Raw genomic sequence first — 21,386 nt, 5'->3', positions numbered from 1 at the left:
CGGTCACTTCTCCTGGGCGCGCAGAAGGACGAGGCTGAGCAGCGTCAGCCCCGGGACGAACGCGAACAGCGCCAGCAGCTCGCCCGACAGGTCGGCGAAGCCCAGCCCCTTGGTGAACGTGCCGACGCTCAGCGGCAGGAAGTAGGTCATCGGGAACAGCCGCCCCATGACCGCGCCGATGCCGGTGATCGACGATACCGGCACCAGCATGCCCGCGAACATCGTGGCCGGCAGCACGGTGAGGATCGCGGTGCCGAACAGGGCGGCGATCTGCGTGCCGGTGAAGGTCGAGATCACGCGCCCGTAGGCGGTGGTCGCCGTGACGTAGATCAGCGCGCCCAGCGTCAGCAGCGCGAAGCTGCCTTTCAGCGGCACGCCGAAGACGACGAGCGCCATCACGACCATGACCAGGAAGTTGACCATGGCGAGGGCGACGTAGGGCACTTGCTTGCCCAGCAGGAACTCGAGCCGCGTGACGGGCGTGACGTAGAGATTGACGATCGATCCCAGCTCCTTCTCGCGCACGATCGCCAGCGCCATCAGGATGGCCGGGATCAGCGCGAGCTGCAGGGCGATCTGCGCCGGCACCATGGCATAGACGCTGTCGAAGTTCTGGTTGTAGCGGAACCGCGTCTCGATGACGGCCGCCGCGGCCGTACGGTCCGCGCCGCCATGGCCGCGGACGGCCCGATCGGCGAGGTAGTGCTGGTGCACGCCCTGCAGGTAGCCGCGGACGGTCTCGGCCCGGAAGGGCACCGCGCCGTCGATCCACACGCCGACCTCGGTCGGTCGGCCGCGGCGGATGTCGCGGCCGAAGCCGGGCGGGAGCTCGACCGTGGCCGTGACCTCGCCCCGCTTGAGGCGATCCTGCAGGTCGGCGTCGTTTCGCAGCGGCGGCCGTTCGACGAAGTACGGCGAGCCGCGCAGCTGGTCGACATAGGCACGGCTCTCGAACGTGTCGTCGCGATCGAGCACGGCGAAAGTGAGCGAATTGACGTCGGTGGTGATGCCGAAGCCGAAGACCAGCATCAGGAACGCCGTGCCGCCCAGCGCGAAGGCGAGACGGATCGGATCGCGCATCAGCTCCAGCGATTCGCGGATCGCGTAGGCCAGCAGCCGGCGCAGGCTGAACAGTGGCGCGTCGGCCGGGGCGGACGCGGGCCCGGGCGCCGGGTCCGGCGCCTCCGGCTCGGGCCCGGTGTCTACGGGTGCCCTCGCCCGGGCCGCCTCCTCGAGATAGCCGACGAACGCGTGCTCCAGGTCCGCTGCGCCGCGCAATCGCACCAGCGCCTCGGGCGTGCCGGTCGCCAGCACGCGGCCGGCGTCCATCAGCGCGATGCGGTCGCAGCGCGCCGCCTCGTTCATGAAGTGGGTCGAGACGAAGATCGTGACGCCCTCGTTGCGCGACAGGTCGATCAGCACCTCCCAGAAGGCGTCGCGGGCGACCGGATCGACGCCCGACGTCGGCTCGTCGAGGATCAGCAGGTCGGGCCGGTGGACGATCGCCACGGCCAGCGACAGCCGCTGGCGGATGCCGAGCGGCAGGCCCGACGCGAGCTGGTCGACATGTCCGGCCAGGCCGAAGCGGCGAATGAGATCGCCGATGCGGGTGCGCGCCTCGGCGGCCGGCACATGGAACAGCCTTGCGTGAAGGTCGAGGTTCTGGCGGACCGTCAGCTCGCCGTAGAGCGAGAAGGACTGCGACATGTAGCCGACGCGCGACCGCGCCGCCATGTCGGGCCCGTCGAGCGCCCGGCCGAACAGGGTCGCCGTGCCCTCGCTGGCCGGCAGGAGGCCGGTCAGCATCTTCATCGTCGTCGTCTTGCCGCAGCCGTTCGAGCCCAGGAATCCGAAGATCTCGCCGCGCTCGATGTCGAAATCGACATGGTCGACGGCGACGAAGTCGCCGAAGCGGCGGGTCAGCCCGCGGGCGGTTATCACGCGCTCATGATCGAACCGGCGACGCGGCGGAATCTCGAGCCGGTGGTGGCCGGCCTGCAGCGCCTCGGGCAGCAGGCGGATGAAAGCCTCCTCGACCGTGGCGGCGCCGGTCCCGGCCTTCAGCGCAGCCGGAGCGCCGGTCGCCAGCACGCGCCCGTCGTTCATCGCGACCAGCCAATCGAACCGTTCCGCCTCCTCCATGTAGGCGGTCGCCACGACGATGCTCATGCCCGGCCGTCGCCGCCGCATGCGGTCGATGAGCTGCCAGAACTGCCGCCGCGACAGCGGATCGACGCCCGTCGTCGGCTCGTCGAGGATGAGCAGGTCGGGATCGTGGATGAGCGCGCAGCACAGGCCGAGCTTCTGGCGCATGCCGCCCGACAGCTGGCGGGCCAGCCGGTCGCCGAACGGGGCGAGGCCCGTGCTCGCCAGCAGCTCGGCGATACGCCGCCGTCGTTCCGACCGCCCGTGCCCGAACAGGCGGCCGAAGAACTCGATGTTCTCGCGGACGCTGAGCTCCGGATAGAGGTTCCGGCCGAGCCCCTGGGGCATGTAGGCGATGCGCGGGCAGACGGCGCCGCGATGGCGCGCATCGGCCATGTCGCCGCCCAGCACCTCGACCCGGCCGCGCTGGATCCGCTTGGCGCCGGCAGCCAGCGCGAGCAGCGAGGACTTGCCGACCCCGTCGGGCCCGATCAGCCCGACGATGCAGCCCGCCGGGACGTCGAGATCGACGCCCGCCAGCGCCGTGACGCGGCCATAGCGATGGCTCACCCCGGCAAGGCGGATCACGGGCGCGGCCGGTCCGCCCACGGTCAGGGCTTCGTCTGCAGCCGGGCCGGCCATTCGGCCTGCGGGTCGAAGCGGACATAGGCCACGCCCGGCACGCCGCTCTTCACGGCCGGGGCGTGGGCACGCGTGAGCGCCGGATCGATGCGGACGCGGACCCGGAACAGGAGCTTGTCGCGCTCGGTGCGGGTCTCGACCATCTTCGGCGTGAACTGGGCCTGCGACGCGACGAAGGTCACCTTCGCCGGGATCGGCCGGTCGGGATAGGCGTCGAGCAGGATGCGGGCCTCGTCGCCGATCCTGACGCGGCCCGCCGTCGCCGTCGGCAGGTAGACGTCCATGTAGACGTAGCCGATGTCGAGCAGCGTGAAGACCTTGCCGCCGGCGGGCAGGACCTCGCCGACATTGGCGATGCGGTACTCGATGCGGCCGTCGCGCGGCGCCACCAGCGTGTTGTCGGCGATGTTGACCTTGAAGAGCTCGACATCGTGCCGGGCGGCGTTGAGCACGGCCTCGGCGGCGCGCACGCGCGCCTGCGCCGCCAGCTCCGACGCCTGGGCGGCCTGAAGCTGCTGCTGGCGCTGGTCGAACAGCTCGCGGGTGATCCAGCCGTTCGCGAGAAGCTGCCGCGCCCGGTCCATCTGCTGCCCGGCCAGCACGACCTGCGTATGGGTCTGGGCGACGTTCGCCGTGGCCTCCGCGATGGCCTTGTTGGCCTGCTCGACCTGCGCCTCCGCCTTCTTGAGCGAGGCCTCGAGGTCGCGCGTGTCCATGACCGCCAGGACCTGCCCGGCCTGCACGATCGCGCCTTCGTCGACCCGCAGCTCGGCGACGCGGCCCGGGAACTTGGTCGCGATGTCGATGGGATCGGCCTCGAGCCGGCCATTGCCGTCGGCGATGCCGGGCGGCAGCGGCGGGATGCGGTGGAGCCACCAGTAGCCGCCCGCGGCGCCGGCCAGCAGGACGAGGACGAGCAGCGCCGCCATGCGCATCCAGCGCCGGCGCGTCGGCACCACGCGAGGCTCGACGACCATCGGCAGCCCGGCGGCCTCGGCCGGCAGGGGGGCGGGGGAAGCGGCGACACGGGGCGCGCCCGTGGCTTCCTCGACCTTCGCGGGATCAGTCATGGCGCGTCGCCTCGGCCTCTCGGGAAAACGACGGCGTGGCAACGAACGCCCGACCACACCGCCCGCATGATCGACGCGTCCCTTCTACGGTTTCGCGCCGCGCAACAGCTTGATGCAAATCAAGTGCAGGCGCCACGCAGGGTCGGGGCGCCCGGAGCAGCAGCCCTGCGCAAAGCGCCTTCCTTCCGGCACCGGCGGATGCTGATATCGGGCCCGCGGAGGAAAACAATGGCCAAGGCGCTTTTCGACAAGATCTGGGACAGTCACGTCATCACCGACCTGGGCAACGGCTTCGTGCTGCTGCACATCGATCGCGTGCTGCTGCACGACCTGTCCGGTGCCCGTGCCCTGCGCGACGTGATGGACAAGGGCTATGCGCCGGCCCAGCCGCGCCTGGTCTACGCCACGCCCGACCATGCGATCTCGACCCAGCCCGGCCGCACCGAGGAGACCTTCCCGCCGGGCGCGCCGCTGCTGAAGGGCCTGCGGGCCAACACCGCCAGGTTCGGCATCCGCCTGTTCGACATCGGCCAGGACGGCAACGGCATCGTCCATGTCGTCGGCCCCGAGCAGGGCCTGACCCTGCCCGGCACGACGCTGGTCTGCGGCGACAGCCACACCTGCACCCATGGCGGCATGGGCTCGCTGGCCTTCGGCATCGGCTCGTCGGAGCTGGAGCACGTGCTCGCGACCCAGACGATGGTTCAGCGCAAGCCCCGGCGCTTCCGCGTCCACTACGAGGGCGCGGTGCCGCAGGGCGTCACCGCCAAGGACATGATCCTGCACCTGATCGGCGACCTCGGCACCGCCGCCGGCACCGGCTTTGCCGTCGAGTATGCCGGCTCGGCGGTGCGCGGCCTCAGCGCCGAGGGCCGACTCACGCTCTGCAACCTGTCGATCGAGATGGGCGCCCGCACCGGCATGGTCGCGCCCGACGACACGACCTACGCGTACCTGGAGGGCCGCGACTATGCGCCCAAGGGAGCGATGTGGGAGCGGGCGGTGGCCTACTGGCGCACGCTCCCGTCCGACCCCGACGCCGAGTTCGACCGCGAGCACACGATCAACATGAGCCGCGTCGCGCCGCAGATCACCTGGGGCACCAGTCCCGAGCACGTCGTCGCCGTCGACCGGCCGATCCCCGATCCCGCGCAGGGTCCGGAGGAGAAGCGCGCGGCCTGGACGGCGGCGCTGCAGTATCAGGGGCTGGAGCCCGGCAAGCCGATCGAGGGCACGCCGGTCGACTGGGTGTTCATCGGCTCCTGCACCAACAGCCGCCTCTCCGACCTGCGCGCCGCGGCGGAGATCGCCAGGGGTCGCCGCAAGGCGCCGCACGTCAACGCCTGGATCGTGCCCGGCTCGGAGCGCGTCAAGCGCCAGGCCGAGGCCGAGGGGCTCGACCGCATCTTCACCGATGCCGGCTTCGAATGGCGCGAACCCGGCTGCTCGATGTGCATCGCCTCCAACGGCGAGCGCGTCGCGCCGGGCCAGCGCAGCGTCTCGACCTCCAACCGCAACTTCGTGGGGCGCCAAGGTCCCGGAGCCAGGACCCATCTCGCCAGCCCGGCCATGGCCGCAGCCGCCGCGATCCGGGGCGCCATCGCCGACGTGAGGAAGATCTAGGATGACGGCACGCCTGTCATCCCGAGCGCAGCGAGGGACCTTTCCTGTGGCCTCAAAGGCCCCTCGCTTCGCTCGGGGTGACAGCGGTCGATAGGAGACAGGACATGGAAAAGTTCACCAAGGTCACCGGCGTCGCCGCGCCGCTGATGCGCCAGAACGTCGACACCGACCTCGTCATCCGCATCGAGCGGCTGGTCAACAATACCGGCCGGCAGGGGCTCGGACCCTACTGCTTCGAGCAGATCCGCTTCCGCCCGGACGGCAGCGAGAACCCCGACTGCGTGTTCAACCAGGAACCCTATCGCGGCGCGCCGATCATCCTGTCGAAGGAAAACTTCGGCTGCGGCTCCTCCCGCGAGGGCGCGGTGTGGGCGCTGGCCGGCATGGGCGTGAAGGCGGTGATCGCTCCCTCCTACGGCGACATCTTCTTCAACAACTGCTTCCAGAACGGGATCCTGCCGGTCGTCCTGCCGATCGAGGAGGTCGAGCAGCTCGCCGACGAGATGCGCGCCTCGCCGGGCAATGCCCGCGTGACGGTCGACCTCGAGAAGAGCGAGGTCGTGTCGCCGACCGGCCGCACCATCCCCTTCAAGGTCGATGCGCGCCGCCAGCATGCGCTGCTGAACGGGCTCGACGACATCGCCCAGACGATGACGCGCAAGAACGAGGTCGAGGCCTGGCAGAGCGCCGACAAGTCCGCCCGTCCGTGGATCTGGCTGTGATCGCTTGACGCCCCTCCACACCCTCGCCGCGCTGCTGATCGTGGCGATGTGGGGCCTCAACTTCACCGTCATCCGGTTCGGGCTCGACGAGTACGCGCCCTTCACCTTCGCCACCTGGCGCTTCCTGCTCTGCGCCCTGCCGATCGTCTTCGTGCCGAGGCCGGCCATCGCCTGGTCGACGCTGGCGGGCATCGGCCTCTTCATGTTCGGCGGCCAGTTCGTGTTCCTGTTCTTCGCCATGCAGGCCGGCCTGCCGCCCGGCCTCGTCTCGGTGCTGGTCCAGCTCCAGGGCCCGCTGACCGTGGTGTTGGCCGCGCTCTTCCTGCGCGAGCACGCCACGCGCGGCCAGTGGCTGGGGCTGGCCATCGCCACCGTGGGCGTCGTGCTGATCTCGCGCACGGTCGAGGGCACGGCGAGCGTGGTCGCCATCGGCCTCGCGCTCCTGTCGGCGCTCACCTGGGCGGTCGGCAACCTCTTCTTCCGCTCGGCGCGCGGCGTGTCGATGTTCGCGGTCACCGCCTGGGCCTGCGTGCTGCCGCCGCTGCCGCTCGCCCTCGTCGCGGCCCTGGTCGAAGGGCCGGACCATCTGCTGGCGCCGCTGCTCGCGCCGACCTGGAAGGGCTGGCTGGCGCTCCTCTACACGGTCGTGCCCGTGATGTGGCTGGGCTACCTGATCTGGGGGACGCTGCTGCGCACCTACCCCGCCGCCAAGGTCGGCCCGATCTCGCTGCTGGTTCCCTGCGTCGCGCTCGCCCTGTCCGGCTGGCTGGTGGGCGAGCCGCTGGGCGGCCTGCGCCTGGTCGGCGTGGCGATCGTGCTGGGCGGCGTCGCGACCGGCCTGTTCGCCTCGGTGCGACGGCTGCGGTGACTCATCGCCGGGGGCGCGCCCCCGGCAACGAACAGCCTACGCCTTCTCCAGCCCGCACCATTCGGAGATGAACAGCGCCGTCGCCTGGGTGATCTTGCGGATCGATTCCAGGTTCACGCGCTCGTCGAAGCCGTGGATGTCGTCGGACTGCGGGCCGTAGACCAGCGCCGGGATGCCGGCATAGAGGCCGAAGAAGCGGTTGTCGGCGGTTCCCGTCTGGGTCCTGTCCTCGAGCGCGCTGCCCCACACGGTCTTGTGCGCCTCGGCCAGGACCTCGCGCACCTGCTCGTGGTTCTTGAGCACGAAAGGCTCGGCCTGGAAGCCCTCCCAGGTCACGGTCGGCGGGTTGTTGCCCAGGAAGGGATCGTTGGCCGCGGCGGTGCGGATCACGTCCTCGATCTCCTGGCGGCACTCCTTCAGCGTCTGCGAGGGCAGCACGCCCGCGCGCATGTCGAAGGTGCACCAGGCCGGCACCGAGCTCGCCCAGTCGCCGCCGGCGATCTTTCCGACGTTGAAGTTCACCGGATGGTGGTGGTCGCAGAAGTGCTTGTCGTGCGCCTTCCTCTCGTTCCACTTCTTCTCCAGCTCGCGCAGCTTCTGGATCAGGCGGTAGGCCGATTCGATGGCGTTCGAGCCGGCGTCGGCCTTGTAGACGTGCACCGGATGACCGGTGACCGTCACCTGGAACCACATGACGCCGACCTGCGCGATGGTGAGCGCACCGGCCGACGGCTCGGGGATCAGGGCGGCGTCGGCGCGGTAGCCGCGCTGCAGGCAGGCCAGCGCGCCGTTGCCCGTGCATTCCTCCTCGACCACCGACTGCTGGTAGATGTCCGCCGCCGGCTGGAGGCCGAGCGCGCGCAGCGCCCTGAGCGCGAACAGGTTGAGGATGATGCCGGCCTTCATGTCGCCGGAGCCCCGGCCGTACATCCAGCCGTCCTTGATCGCCGGCTCGAAGGGATTGCGCGTCCACATGTTGTGCGGCCCCTCGGGCACGACGTCGATATGGCCGTTCAGGATCAGCGAACGGCCCTTCGGATTGTTGGGCCGCCAGGCGCCGACCACGTTCCAGGCATCGTCGTAGTCCTGGCTGTGCGGCGAGTAGCCGGGCAGGTGCTTGAGGTCGTCGATCTTGATCTGCCAGCGGTCGACCGACAGCCCGTCCTCCTTGAACAGGCGGGCCATCATGTCCTGCGCCGGCGCTTCCTTGAAGCGGGTCGACGGGATCTTCACCAGGTCGGCCAGCACCTTGGTCTGGTCGTCGAACTGGCGGTCGACCTCGCTCATGATCCTGGTCTTCAGCGCCGCATCGATCATCGACTACTCCTCACTCGTCCACGCCGGCCCGGCGCGCCCGGGGCGCGACGGCATCGCTCATGATAGGTGCGAAGCCGCCACCTGTTCAAATGACCGCTCGTCTCCGGCGGTCAGCGCCTCGCGGCAAGGTGCGGGAACTCGCGATCCCATTCCTCGGCGCCGTGCCGCGTGGCCTCGTAGACGGCGGCGCCGATCGCCTCGCCCACGGCAGTATGAAGGCCGGCGCACGCAAGAGCCGGGCCGTGGCAGGGCGCTGCGACCACGATGCAGTCGGTCCCGGTGCCCGTGATCGCCGTCGCCCGCTCCCCGCGACAGGAATCGACGAGGGCAGCGGTCCTCGCCTGGGCAGCGATGGACAGGGCTTCGACGAGGGCGCCGTCGTCGAGCGGCGTGGCGACATGCAACAGCGTGTTGATGGTGCCGGCGTGGGGGCCGGGCGACCGGCGGGAACCGACGCGCTCGCCGTTCGCGAGGCCGACCGTCGTCAGGCAGGCGGCCGCGATGCCGTCGACCCGGCGGGACTGGAGATGGTGCCGGCGGATGTCGCGCGACGTCATCAGGCCGAGCGCCTCGGGTCGCCCCGCCGCGCGCAGGCGCATCCGCAGGAAAGCCTGCGGGTCGACCGACGGACCGAGATCGGCGTTGCGGACCTCGACCCAGACGATGTCGGTGATCGTGGCGAAGCCGGGGTGGAGCAGCGACCAGCCGAGCGTGCGCTGCGGCTCGGCGAAGCGGACCGCCAGGAAGGGCGGCGCGCAATGGACAGCGAAGGGAGGTTCGGGCCGGGCTGCGGCGACGGCCTCCGCCACCGGACTCACCCGAACGCCAGCCGCCGCGCCCGTCGCTGCGAACGGGAGAGCAGCAAGGCGGGCGCGAGCGCGATCAGCGCCACGGCCCCCACCACGATGAACGTGTCCGAGAAGGCCATCATCTGGGCGTTGATGTTGAGGATAGTGGCCAGATAGTCGATCGCGCCGGCCTTCTGCTGCTGGTAGGGCAGGCCGTCATGCTGCAGGAGCCGCTCGACCTGGCGCAGCAGCCGCTCGGTCGTGTTGTTGTCCCAGGACTGGGTCGCCGTCAGCGCATCGGCATGGAAGCGGGTACGGATCTCGAAGAAGGCGACCATCAGGTTGATGCCGAAGGCGCCGCCCAGCTGGCGCATGAAGTTGGCGATTCCGGCGCCCTGGCGCACCTTCTCCGCCGGCAGGGCCTTGAGCGACGAGGCGTTCAGGCTGGGATTGATGAAGCCCAGGCCCAGGCGCGACAGCATCACCATGCCGACCAGCGTCCAGAAGGTCGTGTTGACGTCCGCCGTCACCATCCAGGCGAAGCCCGTGGCGAACAGCAGCAGGCCGGCGATGATCATGGTGGCGCCCGGCATCGCATCGCTGAGCCGGCCCGCCAGCGGGAAGATGAAGGCGAGCATCAGCCCGGCCGGCATCATCATCAGCCCGGCCAGGAGCGGCGTGAAGCCGATGATGGTCTGGACGAAGACCGGGATGATGTAGGTCGAGCCCATCATGCCGGCGCCGAAGATGAAGGCGATCATGGCGGCGGCCGAGAACTCGACATTGGCGAAGATGCGGATGTCGAGGAGCGCCCGCGGGGTGCGCAGCTCCCACAGCACGAAGGCCAGCCCCGACAGGGCGCCGACCACGAGCCTCAGCACGATGATGTCGGAGCTCCAGCCCTCGCGCTGGCCGTCGGCGATGCCGGTCATCAGGCCGAACAGCGCCATGCAGAGGAGGATGAAGCCCAGCCAGTCGAAGGACGGGATCTCGCGCGGCACGCGGCGCGTCGGCATGAACACCAGCCCCAGCAGGGCCGCGACGACGCAGAACGGCAGGGAAATGAAGAAGACGTAGCGCCACGAGAAGTACTCGATCATCAGCCCGCCCAGCGTCGGGCCGATCGCGGGCGCGAACACCACGCCCAGCCCGAAGACGCCCATCGCCATGCCGCGGCGGTCGGGCGGAAAGACGCTGAAGATCGTGGCCATGACCAGCGGCTGGGCGACGCCGGCGCTGAAGCCCTGCAGGACGCGGGCGAGGATCAGCGTGTCCTCGGTCGGCGCGGCGCCGCCCAGCAGCGCGCCCAGCGAGAAGAAGAACAGGGAGCCGACGAAGATGCGCCGCTCGCCCAGCACGCCCACCAGCCAGGCGTTGATCAGCATGCCGGCGGTCATCGTCGCCATGTAGGCCGAGGACATCCACTGGGCCTTGTCCTGGCCGATGCCGAAGGCGCCCATGACGTCGGGCACGGCGACGTTCACCGTGGTCATGGCCAGCACCATGGACACGACCCCCACCATGCCGGTCACCGTGACCAGCCAGCGATAGGCCGGCCCGTAGCGCTCGGACAGGACCTGGACGGTGGCGACGGCGGGGGTGTCAGGCAATCGCGTGCTTTCCTCCCTCCCCATCGGCATACGATGGGGAGGTGCCCGCGAAGCGGGCGGAGGGGTCATGAGGAACGGCACGGCTGCCCATGACCCCTCCGGCCCTGCGGGCCACCTCCCCAGCTTCGCTGGGGAGGGACCGATGACTAACGCACATCGATCTCGACTTCGACCATCATGCCCGGCGTCAACGGCTTGGGCATCTCGACCATGTCGATCTTCACCGGCAGGCGCTGGGTGATCTTGGTGAAGTTGCCGGACGGATTGGGCGTCGGCAGCAGGGCGAAGCGCGCCGTGGTGGCGCTGCCGATGCGGGCGACGCGGCCGAGGAAGCGGTTGTCGGGATAGGCGTCGACCGACACGATGACCCGCTGGCCGACCTTGAGCCGGCCGATCTGGGTCTCCTTGATGTTCGCCTCGACCCAGACCTCGCTGGGATTGTGCAGCAGCATGATGCGCTGGCCCGACTGCACGTACTCGCCGGGCAGCACGAAGGTCCGGTCGATCACCGCCGGTATCGGGCTGCGGATGGTGCGATCCTCGATGTCGACGTTCTGCTGGTGCATCTGGGCGGCGAGATTGGCCACCTGGTGGTCGAGGGCGGCGATCTGGGCGTCGATCACCGTGAGCTTCTCCTGCTCGACCTTGGCTTCCTCGAGGCTGCCCTGGGCCTGCTGCTGCTCGGCGCGCAGCTGCTGCATCTGGCTCTGCAGCTTGTCGACCGCCGCCTGCGCCACCTGGAGCTGGCGCTCGTTGATGACGCGGCTGGCGAACAGCGAACGGTTGCGGTCGAGCTCCAGCTTGGCGAGGTCGAGGTCCGACTGCATGGCGGCGAGAGCCTGCTCGCGGACACGCACGGTGGCGGTGCGCGTCTTCGCCAGCGCCTCGGCCTGGTTCAGCGCCAGTCGCCGCTCGGCACGCAGCCGCGTGCGCTCGGCGCGGACCCCCTCGATCTGCGCCCGGAAGGCGTCGCGGCGCAGCTTGGCGACACGGTCGTCGATGACGGCAACCACATGGCCCGCCTCGACGCGCATGCCCTCGCGCACGGGCACGTCGACCACCCAGCCATCGGCCCGGCTGGAGATCGTGACGATGTCGGCGGTGACGCGCGCATCGTACTCGTAGACGTGGGTCAGCCGCAGGTAGATCTCGTAGCCGCCATAGGCCACCGCCGCGAGGAGCAGCGCGCCAATGATGAATGTCCGGGGTCCGAGCGGCAGCCGGCGACGGACGCGCGGCGTCGCGGGCGGCGGCCGGGAAGCTGGCGGCGGGACGAACGGTGCCGGAGACGCCGGCGTCGTCGCAGGCCTGGCGGCGGGCGAGGAGACCGACTGGTCCAAGATTCTATCCGCGATTCGTCCGACGACGTTTTGTCATATATCGAGCATAGGCCTGAAACATCGGCTCGGCCATCGACCTCGCGGGCTTGCTGCAACGCTTCCGGCGCATGCCGGCCTCCGCGCCGGTGCGGGCGACGCCTCTTGCCAGGCCACCGGCCACGCGGGACGGTACGGCAACAGGGCGAGGCCCTCGCCCGCACAGCAAAAACAATCCGGGAACGTCGACCATGCCTGATGCCTCGCACAGCCCCGCGCCCCGCTCGCTCGATGTCGCCATCGTCGGCGGCGGGCTGGCCGGCCTCTATGCCATCCATCGCCTGCGCGGCATGGGCCTTTCGGTCCGCGCCTACGAGGCGGGCTCGGGGATCGGCGGGACGTGGTTCTGGAACCGCTATCCGGGCGCGCGCTGCGACGTCGAGAGCCTGGAATATTCCTACAGCTTCTCGGACGAGCTGCAGCAGGAGTGGAAATGGCCGGAGCGCTACGGCACGCAACCCGAAATCCTGCGCTACATCAACCATGTCGCCGACCGGTTCGACCTGCGCCGCGACGTGCAGCTCGATACCCGCATCGTGTCGGCCGTGTTCGACGACGCCGCCAACCGCTGGACCCTGAAGACGGCGGACGGCGAGACGATCGAGGCCCGCTACTGCGTGATGGCGGCGGGCAATCTCTCGACGCCGCGCGTGCCCGACTTCAAGGGGCTCGGGGACTTCAAGGGCAGCTGGTACCATTCGGGCCTGTGGCCGCACGAAGGCGTCGACTTCGGCGGCCTTCGCGTCGGCGTGATCGGCACCGGCTCCTCGGGCGTGCAGATGATCCCGATCATCGCCCGCCAGGCCAAGCACCTCACCGTCTTCCAGCGCACGGCCAACTTCAGCCTGCCGGCGCGCAACGCGCCGATGGATGCCGAGCGCGAGCGCCGGCACAAGGCGGAGTACCGCCAGCGCCGCATCGCGGCGGCCGACACGCCCTTCGCCATCGCCGGCCATCCCAAGCCCACGCGGTCGGCGCTCGACGTCGCCGACGCGGAGCGCGACCGGGACTACGAGGCGAAGTGGCAGGAAGGCGGCAGCATCAGCTACCTCTATTCGTACACCGACCTCCTGGTGAACAAGGAGTCCAACGACACCGCCTCGGAATTCGTGCGCAACAAGATCCGCGCCACGGTGAAGGACGGGCGCACTGCCGAGCTGCTGGCGCCCAAGGACCATCCGATCGGAACCAAGCGGCTCTGCCTCGATACCGACTATTACGAGACCTACAACCGCGCCAACGTCGCCCTGGTCGACGTGCGCAGCGATCCCATCGACACGATCACCGCGACGGGGCTGCGCACCCGGAGCGGGCAGGCGTTCGAGCTCGACGCGATCGTGTTCGCCACCGGCTTCGACGCCATGACCGGCGCCCTGAACGAGATCGACATCCGCACGACCGCGGGCGCCGTCCTGCGCGACCACTGGGCGGGCGGCCCCCTCACCTATCTCGGGCTGATGGTGTCGGGCTTCCCCAACATGTTCATCGTCACCGGCCCCGGCAGCCCCGGCGTGAAGACGCAGATGATCGCCTCGATCGAGCAGCACGTGGACTGGATCGCCAACTGCATCGGACACCTTCGCAGCGCCGGCCTCGACCGCATCGAGGCGACGCCGCAGGCCGAGCAGGGCTGGGTCGAGCACGTCAACGCCGTGGCCGACAGCACCCTCTATCCGCTGGCCAACTCCTGGTACGTGGGCGCCAACATTCCCGGCAAGCCGCGGGTCTTCATGCCCTATGTCGGCGGCTACGACCGCTACAAGCGGCACAGCGAGGCCGTCGCCGCCAACGGCTACGAGGGCTTCATCCTCGGCCGCCGCACCCCGGCCCGCCAGGACGCCGCCGAATAGGACTCGTCAAGCGGCGGACGGACGCCTATGTCACGGCCGCCATGCAGACGTTGCGCACGCTCGGCGACCTCGAACGCGAGGGGCTCCTGACGCCCGATCCGCGCCTGGTCGAGGCCGCCCGGTCGATGGCGATCGCGCTGACGCCGGAGATGCTGGCGCTGATCGACCGGACGGATCCGGCCGATCCGATCGCCCGCCAGTTCGTGCCCTCCACCGCCGAGACCGAGATCGCCGAAGCCGAGCGCGCCGACCCGATCGGCGACGAGGCACGCTCTCCGGTCAGGGGCATCGTGCATCGCTATCCCGACCGCGTGCTGCTGAAACCGATCCATGTCTGCCCGGTCTATTGCCGCTTCTGCTTCCGCCGCGAGGCGGTCGGCCCGGGCGGCGAGGCGCTGACGGCCGCCGAGCTGGCCGCCGCCCTCGCCTACATCCGCGAGCGGCCGGCCGTCTGGGAAGTCATCCTGACGGGCGGCGACCCTCTGATGCTGGCGCCGCGGCGGCTGGGCGAGCTGATCGCGGCGCTCGACGCCATCGATCATGTCGGGGTGATCCGCGTGCACAGCCGCGTGCCGATCGCCGATCCGGCCCGCGTGACGGAGGCACTGGTCGAGGCCCTGAGGCCGCGCCGCGCCGGCCTGTGGCTCGCCGTGCATTGCAACCACGCAAGCGAGCTGGCGCCGGCGGCGCGCGCAGCGCTCGCGCGGCTGGCCGATGCCGGCATTCCCCTGCTGGGCCAGACCGTGCTGCTGGCCGGGGTCAACGACGCGGTCGACACGCTCGAGGCGCTGATGCGTGCCCTGGTGACGGCACGGGTCAAGCCCTACTACCTGCACCATCCCGACCTGGTGCGCGGCACCGGGCATTTCCGCGTCCCCATCGCGCGCGGCCAGGAGCTGATGAAGGCGCTGCGCGGCCGCCTGAGCGGGATCGCCCAGCCGACCTACGTGCTCGACGTCCCCGGCGGCCACGGCAAGGTGCCGATCGGCCCCGGCTACCTCGCCGACGATCCCGACGCCCTGACGGTCGAGGATGCGTTCGGCGGGCGGCACAGCTATCCAGGCTGACACCTCGCCTCGCAGAAATGTCTGGCGAGGTGACTCGCCTCAGAGTTCGATCGTCTGCCGCGTGAAGCAGTAGCGGCGGCCGGAGATGCGGCCCAGCGGCTGCAGCTTCGCATGATCGACGCGATGGTCGGACACCACGCCCTTCGCCGCGTGGGCCAGCGTCACGAGACCGACCACCAGCGTGGCCGGCGAATCACCGAACTCGATCATGCGGTGCACCTTGCATTCGAACTGGACCACCGCCTCGGCGATCCGCATCGTGTTTACGGTCGTGGCCGGCACGACGGTGAAGCCGGCCTCCTGGACCTCGCTGACATGGGCCGGGAACGGATGGGCGCAGAGCTGCACCTGCTCGGCCATCGATTCGGAGACCGTGTTGATGACGTATTCGCCGGTCTCCTTGATGTTGCGCAGCGTGTCTTTCTCGCCCTCGGGCTCGCGGCCGACGACGATGCCCAGCAGGGCCGGGCTGGCGGCGATGATGATGAACTGGCTGAAGGGCGCGGCGTTCAGGACACCGGACGCGCCGGTGGAGGTGACAAGGGCGATGGGCCGCGGCACCACCGTCGCGGTCAGGAACTTGTAGCGTTCGTCATGGTTGAACGCCGCGGGATCGATCCGATCAAACTCGGCCATCGCCGTTTCCTCCATAGGATGGGCAGCTCCCGCCCGATTCACGCCGCCGTGCTCGTGGTCGATGCCTGGCGGTCGCCGCCCGGTTCCCAGAACAGCAGCCGCCGCTGCAGGTAGCGCACCAGCATGCTTGCCGATGCGCCCATCAGCGCCAGCGTGACGATGCAGGCGAACATGACCGGCACGTCGAAATTCAGCGACGCCGCCTGGATCAGGCTGCCGAGCCCCTGCTGCGAAGCGACGAACTCGCCGACCACGGCGCCGAGCAGCGCCAGCACCAGCGAGATCTGCAGGCCGGCGAAGATGCCGGGCAGCGCCGAGGGCAGCTTGACGTCGAGGAAGAGCCGCCAGCGCCCCGAGGAGAAGGCCGTGTAGAGGTCGACCAGCTCGGGCCGCGCCGAATGCAGCCCAGCGACGACGTTGACGAACATGGGGAAGAAGCAGATCAGCGCGACCAGCACGACCTTGGACAACAGGCCGAAGCCGCACCACACGATGAGCAATGGCGCCAGCGCCACCTTCGGCATGGACTGCAGGGCGACGACGTAGGGATAGATGAAGCGTTCGAGGGTGCGGAACTCGGCGACCGCCGCGCCGACCACGAGAGCGATCGCACAGCCCAGCGCGAAGCCGAGCAGCGTCTCCGTGGTCGTGGCCCAGAAATGTGGCCACAGGGCGCCCCCGACATAGCCGTGCCAAAGCGCCTGCGCCACCGACCAGGGCGTCGCCAGGATGTCCTTCGATACGAGGCCGGTGCGTACCGCGAGATCCCAGGCGCCGATGAGAAGGACAAAGGTGCAGGCCCGGGCCGCATAGTCCTTGGCCATCTCGCTGCGCAGGACGTTCGGCGCGCCGCGCCGCCGGTCTTCCGTCATCGCTCGCCTCCGATGTTGAAACACTCACGCAGGTGCGCGCAGAGCGAGGTGAACTCGGGCCGCGAGACGACGTCCTGTCCGCGCGGCCGCGGCAGGTCGACCTTCAGCACCTCGACCACGCGCGCCGGCCTCTCCGACAGGACGATGATGCGGTCCGCCAGGAACACCGCCTCCGGGATCGAATGGGTGATGAACAGGACGGCCTTGCGCGTCCTCGACCAGATGGACTGGAGTTCGACCGCCATGCGGTCGCGGGTCATCGCATCGAGCGCGGCGAACGGTTCGTCCATCAGCAGCAGGCGCGGATCGTGGATAAGGCTGCGCGCCAGGCCGACCCGCTGCTGCATGCCGCCCGACAGTTCGTGCGGATAGTGGCCGGCGAAGGCCTCGAGGCCGACCAGACGCAACAGCTCCATCGCCTTGTCGCGATGCGCCGCCTCGGAACGCCGCAGCGCCCGGATCGGCGTCAGGACGTTGCCCAGCACGGTGCGCCACGGCAACAGCGTCGCCTGCTGGAAGACGATTCCGACGTCCGAGCGTGGCCGCGTGACCGGCGTGCCGTCGAGGATCACGCTCCCCGACGTCGGCCGCAGCAGGCCCGAGACGATCTTGAGCAGGGTGGACTTGCCGCAGCCCGACGGGCCGAGGATGGCGACGAACTCGCCCTCCCCGATGTCCATCGTGATGTCGGCGACCGCCGGCAGTTCCCCGCGCCGCGAGCGGTACACGACCGACAGCCGGTCGATGACGAGCTGGCGGCGTGTCCCGGACGGCGGCTGCGGGCTGCCGCCCGCTCCGCGCGCAGCGACGGCGGCCGCCGTCACTTGGCGGCTTTGGCCTGGGCGATCACCGCGGCCTGGTCGAAGCGGTTGAACTCGGGGACCAGCGCGTTGGAATAGAGCGACGAGAGCGGGATGTCGGTCTTCTTGATCTCGCCGCCAGCCTCCAGTGCTGCGATGAGCTTGGTCCAGTCCTCGGTCGAGAACTCGCCCATCTGCGCCTTGGCACCCGGCCGCATGTAGGTGAGGTTGCCCATGCGCACGGTGAGCACCTCCTTCTCCTTCCGCATCGTCTCGGCTTCCGCCGCCGGCGCCGGCCTGAGCGCAGGATAGGCCGCCCAGTAGGAGCGGATGCAGGCGTCGAGGTTGGCCTGGCAGGCCAGCGTACCCTCGGTGAGGGCCCGGCCGAAGCGCGCGATCAGCCCGGGATTGTCCTTGAAGAGGGCCTGGGTCACGGAGATGCCGTGGCTCGACAGGCCATCGAACTCGGCCGGAACCTGCAGGCGCCGGATCTTCGTGCCCGACTGCTCCAGCCGGACATGCGCGGTGTCGAACAGATTCAGCATCTGGATCTGGCCGCTGCGCAGCGCCTCGAACGCGGCCGCGCCCGTACCCACGGCCTGGAGCTTGATGCTGTCCCACGGCACGCCCTGCGCTTCGAGGATGGCGCGCAGCATGAAGATGTTGCCCGAGCTCAGCGCCAGCACGCCGATCGTGGAACCCTTGAGATCGGCGAACGACTTGATGGGCGAGCTGTCGAGCACGGCGAATTCCCAGACGGACCGGCGCAGATAGTTGTAGGCGAACATGATCGGATAGTTCGGCTTGCCCGGCTGGCGCGCGATGATCAGCGGCTCGAGGCTCGAATAGGCGCCCTGGATGTTGCCGGCAACGAGCTGGGGAATGATCACGCCACTGCCGGTGAGCACCTGGATCTGGACGTCCATGTTCTCCTTGTCGAAGTAGCCGAGCTGGGTGGCGAAGGTCAGCGGCGCCACGCCGGAGTTTATGGCGGACGGCCAGGCGAACACGAACTTGTCCTTGGCCAGCGCGGCGGTGTCTGCCGCCGACAGGGTGAGGACGCCCGCGGCCATCGCGGCACAAAGACCCAGGAATTTCTTGATCATGGTGAGGCTACCTCCGGAACAAGGATGATCGGATGTCGTCAGGGCGGGACGACCGCGGCGCTCCAGGGCGTCATGCAGTCGCTGACGCCGGAGAAGATGCCGTCACGGGAATGGACGAAGGCAGGGCATCCGAAGTTGATCGGCGCCGCCACGTGTTCGAGGAAGCGCGCTGGGCCCCCGGCCCCGATCGCGTCGAGTACGTCGCGGCCAAGCCGCCGGTCGACGCCCACCGCCAGCGGACCCGAGACGTCGATGCGCGGGTGGTGCGCGGCCTCTTCCAGCGGCATGGCGAAGTCCACGAGGTAGGCCAGCATCTGGTAGACAGCCGACAGGATCCGGCGTCCGCCGGAAGCGCCGCCAGCGATCACGGTGGCGCCGTCGTCCGAGACGAACAGCACGGGCAGCATGTTGGCCAGCGGCTTGCGGCCGCCGGCGATGCCATTGCGCGCGCCGGGGCGTGGGTCGAACCACATCATGCCGTTGTTGAGGAGGATGCCGGTGCGCGGCAGGACCACGCCGCTGCCCATCAGGCTGAGCAGCGTCGTGGTCAGCGTCACGGTCATGCCTTCGGCATCCATGACGCACACCTGGCTGGTGCAGGTGGACGACGCAGCCTGCGGATCGGTTTCGCCCCCGAGGCCGGCGAGCCGCTCCGAGAACGCCTGCCGGATCGCACTTGCGAGGGCGGCGAACCAGGCGGCATCCGGCTTGGCGCCGGGCTGCCGGGTGGCGATGAGGGCCATCACGCGCTCGAGCGTCGGCGCGCCGGTCAGGCCTCCGGCATGATGGACGCGCCCGGCGCGGCGCCAGGCCGCCGAAGGTGCCGCCGCTTCCTCGGCATGGCGCCGCCGCAGGTCGTCGCGGGAAATCACCGCGCCCGCCGCCGCCATGTCGGCAAGGATGTCGGCCGCGAGGTCGCCGGCATAGAAGGCGCGGGCACCGCCGCGGGCGATCCGGTCCAGCGTATCGGCCAGGCCACCCTGGGACAGGTAGTCCGGCGGCCCCTGTTCCGGAAAGACCGGCGGCAGTCCGTCGGGCAGGTACAGGTCGCGCGTGCTCGGATAGCGCCGCAGCACGCTCGCGCACTGCGCCAGCTTGACGGTGCTGAACCAGTCCTTTGCCATGCCGCGGCGCGCGAGGGCGGCGGCCGGCGCGACGAGCTCCTGCCACGGCAGTCGTCCGAACCGTTCGTGCAGCAGGCCGTAGCCGGCAACCGCGCTGGGCACGCAGGCGCTGAGCGGACCGTGGACATTGCGGTCATCGACAACGGCCGGCCAGCCGAAGGTGGCGCCCGAATCCACGCCCGTCAGCGGATAGAGCGCGGGTGTCGCGGCGAGAGGCGAGACAGGCCCGAAGTCGACGGCGCGCACGTCGCCCGACGGCGTGCGCACCAGCGCATAGCCGACGCCGCCGATGCCGCTGTTCCACGGCTCGGCGGAGGACAGGGCGAACGCCATTGCCACCGCGGCGTCGGCCGCCGTGCCGCCAGCGGCCAGGATGTCGGCGCCCATCTGCGCGACGACGTTCGACTGGGCGACAACGACCCCGGCCTTCCCCGAGGCGGCAGGCTTGCGGACGACCCAGTGCTGGGTCGTCGTGGGCCACTGTCCGGGCGATCCGCTGTCGGGGGTCATCGCGGCGCCGAACCTAGGCCGCCAGGTGCCAGGCCGACGCCGGCGTGGAGAAGTCATGCTCCGGCCAGCGATCCAGCTCCGGAATGACGTGCTGGCCGATCATGCGCAGGGCCGCGATGTTGTTCTCGTGCCCCATGCCGTCGATACGCCACAGCACGTCGTCGACCCCCATCTCGTAGAGGCGGCGGCATCTCGCGACAATGTCGTCGGGCGTGCCGGCCATGACGTAGGGCGACGTCTCGATCAGATAGTCGAGATCCGTCATGTTCTTGCGGATCTCCTCGATGCGGGCGAAGTACTCGTAGCCTTCCGACCGCTTCGCCAGCTTGGTCATCCAGTCCATGATGACCTCGATGAAGCGCAGCGTGTTGGCGCGCGTAACGTCCCGCGCGGTCTGTCGATCGCGGTGACAGTTGACGCCGACCGAGAGGAGCGCCAGCCGCTTGGTGATCGAGCCGGCGACGGGCTTCGCCGAGCAGGCGCCCTTGCGGTAGGCGTCGACGCAGGCCTGCGCATACTCCCAGCCAAGCACGCTGAGGCCGGTCATCGCGCCGGTGCCCATCGCGCCCGCCTCCTCGTGCGATTCGAGGCTGGTGGCCGAGAGGTGCACCGGCGGAGGACGGCGGCCCACCGGCCAGGGCGCCATCCGCCGCGGCGGGATCCGGTAGAACTCGCCGGAGAATTCGAGCCGCTCTTCGGTAAATCCCTTGCCGATGATGGCGAGGTGCTCGTCGCGATATTCGCGCGTGCGGGCCGGATCGATGCCGAACGCGTCCAGCGTGTAGGGGTTGTTCGAGCGCGCCCCGCCCATTTCCGCGCGCCCGTTCGACAGCAGGTCGAGCGTCGCCATCTGTTCGATGACCCGGATCGGATGGTTGTAGGGCAGCAAGTTCACCGAGGCGATGCGCAGGCGCATCCGCTTCGTGCGGGCCGCCACGAACGGCAGGACGATCTCGGGGGCGGAGGTGATGGCCTCGCCGCTCGCGAAATGCTGCTCCGACATGGCGTAGCCGTGGAAGCCGCAGTCGTCGGCCACGACGGCCTCGTCGATGATCTCGCGCATGCGCTGCGTCCAGGTCACGCCTGGCGGGCAAATTGCTTCATGAAACAGGAACACCCGCACCGAAGAGCCTCCGCACTTGACATCGCAAGCTAGGTGATCCAAATATCGGATCACTGATCCGAATATAGGATTACCTGTCTGTGCCCCAGCGGTCAATACGCTTCGCAGCTCCTGCGCGGCCGAGCCGGCGCCGCCGG

General features: G+C 69.7%; 17 protein-coding genes. 5 read left to right on the top strand and 12 right to left on the bottom strand.

Translation table 11 applies throughout. The features are described 5' to 3' along the window. Positions 1 to 3: 3 nt before the first annotated feature. Both rbbA and ACO073_RS05500 read right to left on the bottom strand, forming a co-directional pair. Positions 4 to 2,760 (bottom strand): ribosome-associated ATPase/putative transporter RbbA, encoded by a 2,757-nt coding sequence (gene rbbA, locus ACO073_RS05505; RefSeq protein WP_421997399.1) that lies wholly within the window; start codon positions 2,758 to 2,760, stop codon positions 4 to 6. Further along, on the bottom strand, positions 2,757 to 3,857 hold the full coding sequence (locus tag ACO073_RS05500; RefSeq protein WP_421996079.1) for an HlyD family secretion protein: 1,101 nt from the start codon (positions 3,855 to 3,857) through the stop codon (positions 2,757 to 2,759). Before ACO073_RS05500 ends, rbbA begins: the two co-directional genes overlap by 4 nt. A 228-nt stretch (positions 3,858 to 4,085) precedes the next feature. On the opposite strand from ACO073_RS05500, the gene leuC reads away from it, so the two are divergent. The 3 genes from leuC to ACO073_RS05485 all read left to right on the top strand — a co-directional run bounded on the left by leuC (position 4,086) and on the right by ACO073_RS05485 (position 7,070). Then, entirely contained in the window at positions 4,086 to 5,480 is a 1,395-nt protein-coding gene (leuC, locus tag ACO073_RS05495) for a 3-isopropylmalate dehydratase large subunit (protein WP_421996077.1), read from the top strand. A 104-nt stretch (positions 5,481 to 5,584) separates the two neighbouring features. Continuing rightward, positions 5,585 to 6,202 carry a 3-isopropylmalate dehydratase small subunit gene (gene leuD, locus ACO073_RS05490; RefSeq protein WP_421996075.1) on the top strand — a complete coding sequence of 206 codons (618 nt, stop codon included), beginning with the start codon at positions 5,585 to 5,587 and terminating at the stop codon, positions 6,200 to 6,202. A gap of 4 nt (positions 6,203 to 6,206) precedes the next feature. After that, positions 6,207 to 7,070 carry an EamA family transporter gene (locus ACO073_RS05485; protein WP_421996073.1) on the top strand — a complete coding sequence of 288 codons (864 nt, stop codon included), beginning with the start codon at positions 6,207 to 6,209 and terminating at the stop codon, positions 7,068 to 7,070. Positions 7,071 to 7,106: 36 nt separating this feature from the next. On the opposite strand, the gene ACO073_RS05480 is transcribed toward ACO073_RS05485, so the two are convergent. The 4 genes from ACO073_RS05480 to ACO073_RS05465 form a co-directional block, all read right to left on the bottom strand. After that, positions 7,107 to 8,387 (bottom strand): ArgE/DapE family deacylase, encoded by a 1,281-nt coding sequence (locus ACO073_RS05480; RefSeq protein WP_421996071.1) that lies wholly within the window; start codon positions 8,385 to 8,387, stop codon positions 7,107 to 7,109. A 110-nt stretch (positions 8,388 to 8,497) separates the two neighbouring features. Beyond that, positions 8,498 to 9,196, bottom strand: a complete 699-nt coding sequence (locus ACO073_RS05475) for an adenosylcobinamide amidohydrolase (RefSeq protein WP_421996069.1) — start codon at positions 9,194 to 9,196, stop codon at positions 8,498 to 8,500. 5 nt (positions 9,197 to 9,201) lie between these two features. Further along, on the bottom strand, positions 9,202 to 10,785 hold the full coding sequence (locus ACO073_RS05470; RefSeq protein ID WP_421996067.1) for a DHA2 family efflux MFS transporter permease subunit: 1,584 nt from the start codon (positions 10,783 to 10,785) through the stop codon (positions 9,202 to 9,204). Positions 10,786 to 10,931: 146 nt separating this feature from the next. Beyond that, a complete protein-coding gene (locus tag ACO073_RS05465) occupies positions 10,932 to 12,125 on the bottom strand; it encodes an HlyD family secretion protein (protein WP_421996065.1) in 1,194 nt (397 codons plus the stop codon). Positions 12,126 to 12,352: 227 nt separating this feature from the next. Between ACO073_RS05465 and ACO073_RS05460 the strand changes: the two genes are divergently transcribed. Continuing rightward, positions 12,353 to 14,011: a flavin-containing monooxygenase gene (locus ACO073_RS05460; RefSeq protein WP_421996063.1), complete on the top strand. Its 1,659-nt coding sequence runs from the start codon at positions 12,353 to 12,355 to the stop codon at positions 14,009 to 14,011. Between the two features lie 41 nt (positions 14,012 to 14,052). Further along, complete coding sequence (locus ACO073_RS05455; protein WP_421996061.1) at positions 14,053 to 15,078, top strand: lysine-2,3-aminomutase-like protein; 1,026 nt, start codon at positions 14,053 to 14,055, stop codon at positions 15,076 to 15,078. Positions 15,079 to 15,117: 39 nt separating this feature from the next. Here the strand turns inward: ACO073_RS05455 and ACO073_RS05450 are convergent, their stop codons facing one another. The 6 genes from ACO073_RS05450 to ACO073_RS05425 are packed head-to-tail and all read right to left on the bottom strand — an operon-like array spanning position 15,118 to position 21,207. After that, positions 15,118 to 15,714, bottom strand: a complete 597-nt coding sequence (locus ACO073_RS05450; protein ID WP_421996059.1) for a flavin reductase family protein — start codon at positions 15,712 to 15,714, stop codon at positions 15,118 to 15,120. 38 nt (positions 15,715 to 15,752) lie between these two features. Continuing rightward, on the bottom strand, positions 15,753 to 16,586 hold the full coding sequence (locus tag ACO073_RS05445) for an ABC transporter permease (RefSeq protein WP_421996057.1): 834 nt from the start codon (positions 16,584 to 16,586) through the stop codon (positions 15,753 to 15,755). Continuing rightward, entirely contained in the window at positions 16,583 to 17,410 is an 828-nt protein-coding gene (locus ACO073_RS05440) for an ABC transporter ATP-binding protein (protein WP_421996055.1), read from the bottom strand. Before ACO073_RS05440 ends, ACO073_RS05445 begins: the two co-directional genes overlap by 4 nt. After that, the gene (locus ACO073_RS05435) at positions 17,407 to 18,492 is read right to left on the bottom strand and encodes an ABC transporter substrate-binding protein (protein ID WP_421996053.1); all 1,086 of its coding nucleotides are present in this window, start codon (positions 18,490 to 18,492) and stop codon (positions 17,407 to 17,409) included. The genes ACO073_RS05440 and ACO073_RS05435 overlap by 4 nt, the downstream gene beginning before the upstream one ends. Before the next feature lie 38 nt (positions 18,493 to 18,530). Continuing rightward, positions 18,531 to 20,126 (bottom strand): gamma-glutamyltransferase, encoded by a 1,596-nt coding sequence (locus ACO073_RS05430; protein WP_421996051.1) that lies wholly within the window; start codon positions 20,124 to 20,126, stop codon positions 18,531 to 18,533. Positions 20,127 to 20,139: 13 nt separating this feature from the next. Next, positions 20,140 to 21,207: an LLM class flavin-dependent oxidoreductase gene (locus tag ACO073_RS05425; protein ID WP_421996049.1), complete on the bottom strand. Its 1,068-nt coding sequence runs from the start codon at positions 21,205 to 21,207 to the stop codon at positions 20,140 to 20,142. Positions 21,208 to 21,386: the final 179 nt, after the last annotated feature.

The sequence above is a fragment of the Reyranella sp. genome, from assembly GCF_965229815.1.
In the GTDB taxonomy this organism is placed as follows: domain Bacteria; phylum Pseudomonadota; class Alphaproteobacteria; order Reyranellales; family Reyranellaceae; genus Reyranella.
The sequence above is the reverse complement of the archived record's forward strand: the minus strand, read 5'-3'. Positions and strand labels throughout refer to the sequence as shown.

Bases quoted from the DNA above. Each gene is read 5' to 3' on its own strand.
- ACO073_RS05500 (WP_421996079.1), bottom strand. From the start codon at position 3,857: ATGACTGATCCCGCGAAGGTCGAGGAAGCCACGGGCGCGCCCCGTGTC.
- leuC (WP_421996077.1), top strand. From the start codon at position 4,086: ATGGCCAAGGCGCTTTTCGACAAGATCTGGGACAGTCACGTCATCACC.
- leuD (WP_421996075.1), top strand. From the start codon at position 5,585: ATGGAAAAGTTCACCAAGGTCACCGGCGTCGCCGCGCCGCTGATGCGC.
- ACO073_RS05480 (WP_421996071.1), bottom strand. From the start codon at position 8,387: ATGATCGATGCGGCGCTGAAGACCAGGATCATGAGCGAGGTCGACCGC.
- ACO073_RS05460 (WP_421996063.1), top strand. From the start codon at position 12,353: ATGCCTGATGCCTCGCACAGCCCCGCGCCCCGCTCGCTCGATGTCGCC.
- ACO073_RS05455 (WP_421996061.1), top strand. From the start codon at position 14,053: ATGCAGACGTTGCGCACGCTCGGCGACCTCGAACGCGAGGGGCTCCTG.
- ACO073_RS05450 (WP_421996059.1), bottom strand. From the start codon at position 15,714: ATGGCCGAGTTTGATCGGATCGATCCCGCGGCGTTCAACCATGACGAA.
- ACO073_RS05445 (WP_421996057.1), bottom strand. From the start codon at position 16,586: ATGACGGAAGACCGGCGGCGCGGCGCGCCGAACGTCCTGCGCAGCGAG.
- ACO073_RS05435 (WP_421996053.1), bottom strand. From the start codon at position 18,492: ATGATCAAGAAATTCCTGGGTCTTTGTGCCGCGATGGCCGCGGGCGTC.
- ACO073_RS05430 (WP_421996051.1), bottom strand. From the start codon at position 20,126: ATGACCCCCGACAGCGGATCGCCCGGACAGTGGCCCACGACGACCCAG.